At 75.4% G+C, this 11,778-nt stretch carries 4 protein-coding genes; 1 reads left to right on the top strand and 3 read right to left on the bottom strand.

The window, feature by feature from the left end:
* Nucleotides 1–7,995, bottom strand: a 7,995-nt coding sequence (locus D459_RS31975; protein ID WP_017594261.1) for a non-ribosomal peptide synthetase, incomplete at its 3' end; no start/stop codon positions are given.
* Nucleotides 7,996–8,976: 981 nt separating this feature from the next.
* Between D459_RS31975 and D459_RS0117245 the strand changes: the two genes are divergently transcribed.
* A complete protein-coding gene (locus D459_RS0117245) occupies nucleotides 8,977–9,189 on the top strand; it encodes an MbtH family protein (protein WP_020380225.1) in 213 nt (70 codons plus the stop codon).
* Nucleotides 9,190–9,316: 127 nt separating this feature from the next.
* Here the strand turns inward: D459_RS0117245 and D459_RS35050 are convergent, their stop codons facing one another.
* Nucleotides 9,317–11,047 (bottom strand): protein kinase domain-containing protein, encoded by a 1,731-nt coding sequence (locus D459_RS35050; protein WP_051065461.1) that lies wholly within the window; start codon nucleotides 11,045–11,047, stop codon nucleotides 9,317–9,319.
* A gap of 169 nt (nucleotides 11,048–11,216) precedes the next feature.
* Nucleotides 11,217–11,708 carry a TetR family transcriptional regulator gene (locus D459_RS0117235; RefSeq protein WP_017594259.1) on the bottom strand — a complete coding sequence of 164 codons (492 nt, stop codon included), beginning with the start codon at nucleotides 11,706–11,708 and terminating at the stop codon, nucleotides 11,217–11,219.
* Between the last annotated feature and the right edge of the window lie 70 nt (nucleotides 11,709–11,778).

The following is an 11,778-nucleotide window of genomic DNA, read 5'->3' as shown; positions in this document are numbered from 1 at the left end:
CTCGTCCCGATCGATCGGACCACCGGCATAGCTGGAGTCCCAGCCCTCGAAGTCCTCGCCGAAGGCGGCGGCGCCCGCCGCGCTCTCGGCGTAGACCGAGTCGTAGATGCCGCGCCACTCGTCGACCTGGGCGTCCCCGGCCGCGTCGGATCCCGCGCCGCCCCCGGGGACGACGTAGGCGACCAGCCGCCGCTCCGCGCCGTCGCCGTGCGGGACGACGACCGCGCGGCCCACGTCCGGGTGGCCGACCAGGGCGGCCTCGACCTCGGCCGGTTCGATCCGGAAGCCGCGGACCTTGACCTGGTCGTCGGCGCGGCCGGCGAACTCCAGCTCGCCGTCGGCGTTCCACCGGGCCAGGTCGCCGCTGCGGTACATCCGCGCCCCCGGCGGACCGAACGGGTCGGCGGTGAACCGCTCTGCGGTCAGGTCCGGCCGGCCGAGGTAGCCCCGGGCCACACCGGGACCCGCGATGTAGAGCTCGCCCACCACACCCGGCGGCACCGGACGCAACCGCTCGTCGAGCAGGCGGCAGCGGCCGTCCTCCACCGGGCGGCCGATGGGGGCGGCGCCGCCGGTCAGCGGGTCGCTCGCGGTCGCCATGACGGTGATCTCGGTGGGGCCGTAGGCGTTGATCATCCGCCGGCCGGCGCGCCACCGGTCGACCAGGTCCACCGAGGCCGCCTCGCCGCCCACCACCAGCGTCTCCACGCCGGTGGTCCTGTGCTCGGCGCCGTCGGGGAGCGCGGCCAGCACCGACGGCGGGACCAGGGTGTGGGTGATCCGCTCCTCGGCGATCACCCGCTCCAGTTCGGCGCCGGCCAGGCGGTGCTCGGCCGGGACCACCAGCCGCCCGCCGGTGCCGAAGGCCCAGAGCAGCTCCAGGATGGAGACGTCGAAGCTGGGCGAGGCGAGCTGGAGCACCCGCGATTCGGCGGAGCCGCCGAAGCGGCGCCGGATCGTCTCGGCGAGCGCGTGCACGCCGGTGTGCGCGACCTCGACGCCCTTGGGCGCGCCGGTCGATCCCGAGGTGTAGATGACCCAGGCGCGGTGGCCGGGCAGCAGTGCGCCGCCGCGGTCGGCCGCCGTGGGCGCGGTGGCCGGGGCGGCCTCCCAGGCCCGGGCCGTCGCGGGGTCGTCCACCGCGACCACAGGAACATCCCCGAAGGCGCCGGCCAGCCGAGCGCCGGTCGCCCGGTCGGTCAGCCCCAGCCTCGGGCGCGCCCCGGCCATGATCGAGGAGACCCGCTCGGCCGGATGATCCGGATCGACCGGAACCCACGCCGCCCCCGCCTTGGCGATGCCCAGCACCACCGCCACCAGATCGGCGGAGCGCGGCAGCACCACCCCCACCAGGTCCTCCACGCCCGTGCCGCGCCCGATCAGCCAGTGCGCGACCCGGTCGGCCCGCTCCTCCAACCCCGCATAAGTCCACTCCACCCCCGGACCCGACAGCGCCACCGCGTCCGGAGTGCGGCGCACCTGTGCCTCGAACAGTTCGGGGAGGGTGCGCGGTTCCACGGCGGGCGCGGTGTCCGCGCCGGCCGACAGCCGGGCCCGCTCCTCGCCGCTGAGCAGGTCGATGTCGCCGATGGGTCGGGCGGGGTCGGCCACGGCGGCGCGGAGCAGCCGCACCCAGCGGTCGAACAGGGCGCGCACGGTGGCCCGGTCGAACAGGTCGGTGGCGAACTCCACCAGCCCTTCGATGCCCTCGGGGTCGCTCTCCCCGGCGTGCGCGTCCTGCCGCTCGGTCAGCGAGATGAGCAGGTCGAACCGGGAGGTCCCGGTTCCGGGGGTGGACGTGCGGACCCGGGTGCCGGGCAGCTCGAAGTCCGCGGCCGGCGCGTTCTGCAGTGCGAACGCCACCTGGAACAGCGGGTGGTGGGCGGCGGAGCGGCGCGGGTTGAGCTCCTCCACCAGGTGCTCGAAGGGGACGTCCTGGTGGGCGTAGGCCTCCAGGCTCGTCTCCCGGACCTGGGCGACCAGGTCGGCGAAGGAGGGGTTCCCGGAGGTGTCGGTGCGCAGCACCAGGGTGTTGACGAACAGTCCGACGAGGTCGTCCAGCGCTTGGTCGGTGCGGCCGGCCAGGGCCGTGCCCAGGGGGATGTCGGTGCCGGCGCCCATCCGGGTGAGCAGCGCGGCCATGGCCGCCTGCAGCACCATGAACACGGTGGCGCCGGAGTCGCGGGCGAGCCCGGCGACGGCCCGGTGCAGTTCGGCGTCGACCTCGAAGCCGAGCAGGTCGCCCCGGTAGGAGGCGACCGGCGGGCGGGGCCGGTCGGCGGGCAGCGCGATCTGCTCGGGCAGCCCGTCCAGCCGCCGCCGCCAGTACGCCGTCTGCCGGTTCAGCGGGGCGTCCGGGTCGGATTCGGCGCCGAGCAGTTCGCGCTGCCAGAGCGTGTAGTCGGCGTACTGCAGCGGCAGCGGCGCCCACTCCGGTGCCGCGCCGCGCAGGCGCGCGCCGTAGGCGGCCACCAGGTCGCGGGCGAGCGGGGCCAGCGACCAGCCGTCGCCGGCGATGTGGTGGACCAGGACCAGCAGCACCGATTCGTCCGGGGCGAGCCGGAGCAGCAGGCCGCGCACGGGGACGTCGGCCGCCAGGTCGAACTCGTGCCGCGCGGCCCGCGCGACCGCGGCGTCCAGCTCCTCCTCGGCCGCCTCGGCCGCGTCCCATCCGGCGCGGGCCTCGCCGGCGGGGATCACCCGCTGGTGCGGTTCGCCGTCGCGTTCGGGGAAGACGGTGCGCAGCGACTCGTGCCGGCCGACGACGTCGTCCAGCGCGGCGCGGAGCGCGGTCTCGTCCACGCGCCCCTTCAGCCGCAGCGCCAGCGGCATGTTGTAGGAGGCCGAGGGTCCTTCCAGCTTGTTGACGAACCACAGCCGGCGCTGGGCGAAGGAGAGCGGCACCGCCTCCGGTCGGGGGCGCGGGCCCGGTGCCGGCCGGGTCTGCGCGTCCCCGCCGATGCGCGCGGCCAGCCCGGCCACCGTGGGGTGGTCGAAGAGCAGCCGCACCGGCACTTCGATCCCCAGTTCGGCGCGGATCCGGCCGACCAGCCGGGTGGCGAGCAGGGAGTGGCCGCCCAGGTCGAAGAAGCCGTCGTCGACACCGACCCGGGACAGCCCCAGCACTTCGGCGAAGAGCCCGCAGAGCGCCTCTTCGCGCGGGGTGCGCGGCGCCCGGCCCGAGACCGGGGCGGCGTAGTCGGGGGCGGGCAGTGCGCGCCGGTCCAGCTTGCCGTTGCCGGTCAGCGGGATCTCCGGGACCGCGACGAGCGCCGAGGGCACCATGTAGTCGGGCAGGGCCGCGCGCAGCCCGTCGCGGATCCGGGCCGGGTCGCCGTCGGCGGACCCGGTGCCCTCCGCGACGATGTAGCCGACCAGGCGCCGGTCGCCCGGTTCGTCCTCGCGCAGCACCACCACGGCCTGCGCGACGCCGGGGTGTTCGAGCAGCGCCGCTTCGATCTCGCCGGGTTCGATCCGGAAGCCGCGGACCTTGACCTGGTCGTCGGCGCGGCCGGCGAACTCCAGTTCCCCATCGGCGTTCCACCGGGCCAGATCGCCGCTGCGGTACATCCGCGACCCCGGCGGACCGAACGGGTCCGCGGTGAACCGCTCCGCGGTCAGGCCGGGCCGGCCCAGGTAGCCCCGGGCCACACCCGGACCCGCGATGTAGAGCTCGCCCACCACACCCGGCGGCACCGGACGCAACCGCTCGTCCAGCACGTAGCCGGCCAGGTCGGACAGGGCCCGCCCGATCGGGCTGAGCGAGCCGGCCCGGGCGGCGGACTCCGCGGTCAGCGCGTGGTGCGTTGCGTGCACGGTGATCTCGGTGATGCCGTACATGTTCACCAGCGCGCAGCCGCCGCCGGGGTGGCGCGCGTACCAGTCGGCCAGCCGGGCCGGGTCCAGCGCCTCCCCGCCGAAGACGACGGTGCGCAGCGCCAGCCGCCGCCCGGTCTCCGGCGCCGCCCGCTCGGCGTCGAGCAACTGGTAGAACGCGGAGGGCGTCTGGTTGAGGACGGTCACGCCCTCGTCCGCGAGCAGCTCCAGGAACCGGTCCGGGGAGCGGGAGACGTCGAAGGGCACGACGACGAGCCGGCCGCCCCAGGCGAGCGCGCCCCACAGCTCCCAGACGGAGAAGTCGAACGCGGCGGAGTGGAACATCGTCCACACGTCGGCGGGGCCGAACCCGAAGTCGCCCCGGGTGGCGGCGAGCAGCCTGACCACGCTGCGGTGGGCGACCTCCACGCCCTTGGGGGTGCCGGTGGAGCCTGAGGTGTAGATGACGTAGGCGCGCTGGTCCGGGCGGAGCGCTCCGCGTTCGGCCGGGCCGGGGTCGGTGGCGGGGCACGCGCCGCACGCGGCCGCCGTCTCGGGGGCGTCCAGCGGAACCGCCTCGACGCCGGCCGCGCGCAGCGCGGCGAGCAGCTCCGGCGGGGCGTCCGCCGAGGTCAGCACCAGGGAGGGGGCGGCGTCGGCGGCGATGTGCGCCACCCGCTCGGCCGGATGGTCGGGGTCGATGGGCAGGTAGCCGGCGCCGGCCTTGCCGACGGCGAGGACCGCCGCCACCAGGTCGGCGGAGCGCGGCAGGGCCAGGCCGACGAGGTGTTCGGCGCCCACGCCGCGCCGGATCAGCCAGTGCGCGAGCCGGTTGGCGCGCGCGTTCAGCTCGGCGTAGGTCAGTTCGGTGCCGTCCGCGGTGAGCGCGACCGCGCCGGGCGCGCTGCGCACCCGCTCCTCGAACAGCTCGGGCAGGGTCGCGCCGGCCGTCGGGGCGGCCCCGGCGGGCGTGGCCGGTCCGGTGGTGAGCCGGGCGCGCTCGGCGCCGTCGAGCAGGTCCAGGTCGCCGATGCGGCGGGCGGGGTCGGCCACGGCGGTGCGGAGCAGCCGGATCCAGCGGTCGAACAGGGTGCGCACGGTGCCGCCGTCGAACAGGTCGGTGGCGTATTCGACCTGGCCGTGCAGGCCCGCGGGGGCGCCGTCCGGGCCGTGCTCCTCGGTCATCAGGAACAGCAGGTCGAAGCGGGCGGCGCCGGTGGCGACCGCGGCGGGCAGCCCGGTCGCGCCGGGCAGCCGGACCTCCGGCGCCGGTGCGTTCAGCGCGAGGACCACTTGGAACAGCGGGTGGTGGGCGGCGGAGCGGCGCGGGTTGAGGTCCTCCACCAGGTATTCGAAGGGCACGTCCTGGTGGGCGTAGGCCTCCAGGCTCGTCTCCCGGACCTGGGCGACCAGGTCGGCGAAGGCGGGGTTCCCGGAGGTGTCGGTGCGCAGCACCAGGGTGTTGACGAAGAACCCGACCAGGTCGTCCAGGGCCTGGTCGGTGCGGCCCGCGACGGGCGCGCCGAGCGGGATGTCGGTGCCGGCGCCGAGCCGGGTGAGCAGCGCGGCCATGGCCGCCTGCAGCACCATGAACACCGTCGCCCCCCTGGCCTGGGCGAAGTCTGCGACGGCCCGGTGCAGTTCGGCGTCGATGCCGGCCTCGACCAGGTCGCCGGCGCCGGAGGCGGCCGCCGGGCGCGGCCGGTCGGCGGGTAGCTCCAGGCGGTCCGGCAGCCCGTCGAGTCTGGCCCGCCAGTAGTCGAGCTGGGTGTGGAGCAGGCTCTCCGGGTCGGTCCTGTCGCCGAGGAGTTCGCGCTGCCAGAGCGTGTAGTCGGCGTACTGGACCGGCAGCGGGGCCCGGTCGGGGGCGGCGCCCTCGACGCGCGCCCGGTAGGCGGCGGCCAGGTCGCGGGCGAGCGGCCCCATGGACCAGCCGTCCGCGGCGATGTGGTGCATCAGCACCAGCAGCACCGACTCCTCGGCGTGCACGCGCAGCAGCTCGGCCCGGACCGGGATCTCCGCGGCCAGGTCGAAGGGGTGCCGCGCGGCCTCCTCCAGCAGGCGGCCGAGTTCCGCCTCGGCGGCGTCCCGGGTCCGCCAGGCGATCCGCGCCTCACCGGCCGGCAGCACCCGCTGGTAGGGCTCGCCGTCGCGCTCGGGGAAGACGGTGCGCAGCGACTCGTGCCGGCCGACGACGTCGTCCAGCGCGGCGCGCAGCGCCTCCGCGTCCACGCGCCCCTTCAGCCGCAGCGCCAGCGGGACGTTGTAGGCGGCGGAGGCGCCTTCGAGCCGGTGCAGGAACCACAGCCGGCGCTGGGCGAAGGAGAGCGGCACCGCCTCCGGGCGGGGGCGCGGCTCGACCGCGGTGCGCGCCGCCTCCCGGTCGGCGCGGCCCAGTTCGGCGGCGAGGGCCGCGGCGGTGGGGTGGTCGAACAGCACCCGCACCGGCACCTCGATGCCCAGTTCGGCCCGGATCCGCCCGGCCAGCCGGGTGGCGAGCAGGGAGTGGCCGCCCAGGTCGAAGAAGCCGTCGTCGACGCCGACCCGGGTGAGGCCGAGCACCTCGGCGAACAGGGCGCACAGCGCCTCCTCGCGCTCGGTGCGCGGTGCCCCGCCGGTGGCCAGCGCCTCGAAGTCGGGGGCGGGCAGGGCGGCGTGGTCGACCTTGCCGTGCGGGGTGAGCGGCACCGCGTCCACGGCGGTCAGCACCGACGGGACCATGTACTCCGGCAGCCGGCCGCGGAGCTCCTCGCGGAGCCGGGAGGGCGGGGCGGTGCCGCCGGTGACGACGTAGCCGACCAGCCGCCGGTCCGCGCCGTCGCCGTGCGGGACGACGACGGCCTGCTCGACGCCGGCGCACGCGCGCAGCGCGGCCTCGACCTCGCCCGGTTCGATCCGGACGCCGCGCACCTTGACCTGGTCGTCGGCGCGGCCGGCGAACTCCAGCTCGCCGGTTCCGGTCCGGCGGGCCAGGTCGCCGGTGCGGTACATCCGCGATCCGGGCGGGCCGAACGGGTCGGCGGTGAACCGCTCGGCGGTCAGGTCCGGCCGGCCCAGGTAGCCGCGGGCCAGGCCGGGCCCGGACACGTAGAGCTCGCCCACCGCGCCCTCGGGCACCGGGCGCAGCCGCTCGTCCAGGACGTGCACGCCGGTGCCCGCCACCGGCCGGCCCATCGGGAGCGGCGGGGCGCCTTCGGGGCGGTCGCCGAGGGGGCCGCTGACGGTGGCGGCGACGGTGGTCTCGGTGGGGCCGTAGGCGTTGATCATCCGGCGGCCGGGGGACCACCGGTCGATCAGGTCGGCGGGGGCGGCCTCGCCGCCGACGATCAGCGTCTCCAGGCCGGTCAGCCGGGTCTCCGCGCCGCCGGGGAGGGTGGCCAGCACCGACGGCGGGATGAGCGCGTGGGTGACCCGCTGCTCGGTGATCACCCGCTCCAGTTCGGCGCCGGAGGGGCGGTGCTCGGCCGGGACCACCAGCCGCCCGCCGGTGCCCAGGGCCAGCAGCAGCTCCAGCACGGAGGCGTCGAAGCCGGCCGAGGCGAGCTGCAGCACCCGGGTGTCCCGGGGGCGGGTGCACCGCTCCGCCAGGGTGGCCGCCAGCGCCCCCAGGCCGGCGTGGGTGACCTGCACGCCCTTGGGCGCGCCGGTCGACCCCGAGGTGTGGATCAGGTAGGCCCGGTGCGCCGGGCCGACGGCCGTCTCCGGCGCGGTGGCCGGGGCGGCCTCCCAGGCCCGGGCCGTCGCGGGGTCGTCCACCGCGACCACCGGAACACCCCCGAAGGCGCCGGCCAGCCGAGCGCCGGTCGCCCGGTCGGTCAGCACCAGCCTCGGGCGCGCCCCGGCCATGATCGAGGAGACCCGCTCGGCCGGATGATCCGGATCGACCGGAACCCACGCCGCACCCGCCTTGGCGATGCCCAGCACCACCGCCACCAGATCGGCGGAGCGCGGCAGCACCACCCCCACCAGGTCCTCGATGCCCGTGCCGCGCCCGATCAGCCAGTGCGCGACCCGGTCGGCCCGCTCCTCCAACCCCGCATAGGTCCACTCCACCCCCGGACCCGACAGCGCCACCGCGTCCGGAGTGCGGCGCGCCCGCGCCCGGAGCAGCTCCGGCAGCGTCATTCCGGTGAGCGGGGTCCCGTCGATGGTCAGGTCATTGACCGAAGAAGCCGACACAGCGAAGCCACTCCTCTGCAGGTGGGGCCGTCGAAATTCGGGAGGGCGCACGCGGGTTCCGGGCATGCGAAAGGCAGGAGCGCAGGCTCGCGCGAGGCCGGGCGCATTCGGTGTCCGTCCTGGACGAGCGGGCGATAAAACAGTGAAGAGAATGAAAAGTTGATTATTGAATCACTCGGTGGAGGCAGCGATTCGCGGTGGCCGCGGGGAGGCGCCGAAGGGCGTTCGAGGCGGCACTCGCATTACGTCGAACCCATGCTCCACATTCCCCCGGTTTCGTGATGATCAACTGCACTGCCGGAACAAGATAGGCAACGATCACCGCCAAGGCAAGCGCGACCGGATCATCCGCTGTTTCAGCAGGTCGAGCCGGGCGCCGGGAAAAGTGGTCTGACCAAGACGCCTGAAAAGTGAGAAAACCCGATCTTCTCTCACACTGAGACCCATCCCCGAAGATCTCCATATTCCCAGGTCAGAGCGGCTCCGGCGATTTTTCCGACCGAAGCCGACGACCAGGAACTCTTCCGCATCACCGCAGTTCCGAAGGGGAGTGGCCGGACCCCGCGGCGGCGCGAAAACATGTTGACTCCCGGTAGCGGTGTGGCATGCTGATCACCGCCCGGCGTCCGCAGAACGGCCCTCCCGCACCCGTTCCCGCCGGCTCGAAGCAGGAGGTGGCGTCATCATGTCCGTCGGCCTGTCACCCTTCCCGAGCGCTCGCCGCGAACCCGGAAATCCCCCCTGGTGAGACCGGGCCGAAAGGCCCACGCCACGCCGCTTCGCACGTTCTCCCGGCGCCCCTGACCGCCTCGGCGCCGATCATTCACCGACCGAAATTCCGTACCCCGCCGCGCCTTCGCAATGGCGCCGCCGTACGCTCTCGTCATGCCGCGCACCGTTCCGGATGCGCCCGCCGTGAATTCGGCGCGCCCGGATCCGGTGGCGGCGATTCGAGTACCGCCGAAAGGACAGGGAATTCCCATGGCCAATCCGTTCGAGGACCCCGAGGGCCGTTTTCTCGTTCTGGTGAACGACGAGGGCCAGCACTCCCTCTGGCCGGCCTTCGCCGACGTCCCCCAGGGCTGGACCACCGTCCACGGCGAGGAGACCCGCGAGTCCTGCCTCCGCTACATCGACGAGCACTGGACCGACCTGCGCCCCCGCTCCCTGGTGGAGGCCATGGCCGAGGACTGAGCGGCGCCGGGATTCGGAGGGGCCCCGGGCCGGGGCCGGTGCCGAAGCGGCTCCGGCGCGGGCGCCCCTTCCCGTGTCCGGTGCCGGCGCGGCACCATGGAGGCCCCGGCCCGCCTGCGGGACCGGTTCAGTCGTTGTCCTCCACGCACACCATCTGCTCGCCGACCACGAGGACGCCGTCCCGGCCCTCGGTCCAGCCGGGCACATCGGCGCAGCCGTGGCGGAAGCCCCCGCCCTCGGTGTAGGAGCCCAGGGCGCTCACCCGGCCGAGCACGGTGTGCCGGGCGTTCGCCGCGATGCAGGGGAGTTCCACGTTCTCCGGGGTCTCGGTGCCGATGTCGCCGACGCAGTCCCCCGCCTCGATGCTGTCGGTGCCGCCGTTGAGGACCGGCCCGACCACCGCGGCCGCGGGGTGGACGTTCGCGTACAGGAAGAGGGCGACGGCGGCCGCTCCCAGAGCCGTCCACATCCCCTGGCCGCCGGACTCCTTCTCCTTCTCCGGCCTTCCCGGGCCTCTGCCGCCGGGGGACCCGTGTCCGGGGAAGACGAAGCTCCCCGCGGAGGAGCCTCCCCTCGACCCCGTGATGCCGTTGCGGTCCGCGACCGCATAGGTCTTCAGGCCGGAGCGGATCTCGATGGTCACCCGCCCGCCGCCGGCGAGGGTGATCAGCCCGGCGTGCACGGCGGCGAGGCCGACCGAAGAGTTCTCGCTGTAGACGCCGTCGCCCCAGACCCTGCCGTGGCCCGGCCGGCCTCCCGGCGGGAGGACGTAGGTGAAGGTCCGGCCGAGCCGCCCCCGGTGCTTCTTGGCCGTTTCCCCCCAGGCCGCGGCCCGGACCGCCTTCTCCCGCTCCCCGGACCGGGGCCGCTGCTCCCGCGCCCCCTTCCCGGACTTCGCCCGCGGCTCCCGGTCCACCGCGTCCTTCTTCTCTTTCTTCCGCCCGGGGTCCGCCTTCGTCTCGGGAAGCTCCAGGAGGCGGGTCTCGTGCAGGTCGATGACCTCGGTGAGGTCTTCGGGCAGCCAGCCCCGGCCGGTGCGGCCCCGCCCGGGCGGGGCGAGCGCAGCCAGCTCCTCCACCAGCGCCTGCGGCGCGGGCCGGTCGGCAGGCTCCTTGGCCAGGCAGGCCGCCACCGCCTCCGCCAGCGGGGCGGGCAGGCCGGCCAGGTCGGGATCGGCGTGCACGATCCGGTAGAGCACGGACGGGGCGGAGCCGCCGCCGAAGGGGCTGCGGCCGGTCGCGGCGAAGGCCAGCACGCATCCCAGGGAGAACACATCGGAGGCCGGGGCGACCTCGCCGCCTTCGGCCTGTTCGGGCGACATGAACGGCGCGGTGCCGATCACCGGCTGGGGCGAGGTGTAGGTGAGGGAGTCCGTCGCTCGGGCGATGCCGAAGTCGATCAGGCGGGGCCCGTCGGAGGCCAGGATGACGTTGCCGGGCTTGAGGTCGCGGTGGACCAGGCGCTGGGCGTGCACCGCCGCCAGCCCCTCGGCCAGCCCGGCGCCCAGCACCGCCGCCGGCCCCGGCGGCAGCGGCCCGCGCCCCGACACCGCCTGGTGCAGCGAGGGGCCGGGGATGTAGGCGGTGGCCAGCCAGGGCGGGTCGGCCCCGGGGTCGGCGTCGACCACTTGGGCGGTGTAGAACCCGCCGACCCGGCGGGCGGCCTCCACCTCGGCGGCGAAGCGGCGTCGGAAGTCGGCGTCGCCGGCCAGTTCGGGGCGGACGGTCTTGACCGCGACCGTGCGCCCGCCGGGCGAGGCGCCCAGGAACACTTCGCCCATCCCGCCCCCGCCCAGCCGGGCGTGCAGCCGGTAGGGGCCGACACGGGCGGGGTCGCCGTCGCGCAGCGGATCGGCCATGGCGCCACTTCCCTCCGGAGACCGGCCGGGGACGGACCGATGGTGCCAGAACCCCGCCGCGGCGGGCGCTCCTGGCCGCATCCGGCCACAGCGGGGCCGCGCAGCCGGGCGGCCGCGAGCGCGGCCAGGGCGAAACCCGCTGAGGCCGGGTCCGCACCGGGGACGGGGATCAGCGGCGGACGGCCATGGCCACCCGCCACGGCGTACCGGCCGCCGTGCCCGCCGGCGTGAACGGCGCCAGGCAGTCGCGCGGCGCGGACCGCGGCCACCATGGCGGGGAGACCGCCACCACGGCGACGCTCAGCACCGCCCCGGCGGCCCCCAGCCGAGGGACCCCAGGCCGGGACGGATCAACGGCGCCTCCCGGATTCATGCGCCACGGCTCCTCCTCTTTCTCTCGGTACGCGGACCGCCCCTTGTTCACCGCCCCCTGTTCAATGCGCGGGGCCGGTCGGGGGCGTCGGCGGGGCCCTCCGACGGCTTCGAGGCGGTACCGGAAGACGGCTCTGATCAGCGCGTCCTCTCCGGTGAAGTGGTACTGCACCGCAGTGGTGTCGCGCCGGCCCGCGGCCTTGCCGATCCGGCGCAGCGACGCGGCCCCGATGCCCTGCAGCGCGAACGGCCGCTCGGCCGCGAGCAGGATCGCCGTCTCCGCGGACACCGCTCCCCTCTCCGCTCAGGACTCCTTCAGGGGGTGTCGCACCGATTGAAACGTGTGTTTCAATCGGCCG

Origin of the sequence: Nocardiopsis potens DSM 45234 (genome assembly GCF_000341105.1) — a bacterium.
In the GTDB taxonomy this organism is placed as follows: domain Bacteria; phylum Actinomycetota; class Actinomycetes; order Streptosporangiales; family Streptosporangiaceae; genus Nocardiopsis_A; species Nocardiopsis_A potens.
Note: the sequence above shows the minus strand (reverse complement) of the source record. Positions and strands in the feature narration are given on the sequence as shown.

Excerpts from the sequence above, each read along its gene's own strand:
- D459_RS0117245 (WP_020380225.1), top strand. The coding sequence starts at position 8,977 with ATGGCCAATCCGTTCGAGGACCCCGAGGGCCGTTTTCTCGTTCTGGTG.
- D459_RS35050 (WP_051065461.1), bottom strand. The coding sequence starts at position 11,047 with ATGGCCGATCCGCTGCGCGACGGCGACCCCGCCCGTGTCGGCCCCTAC.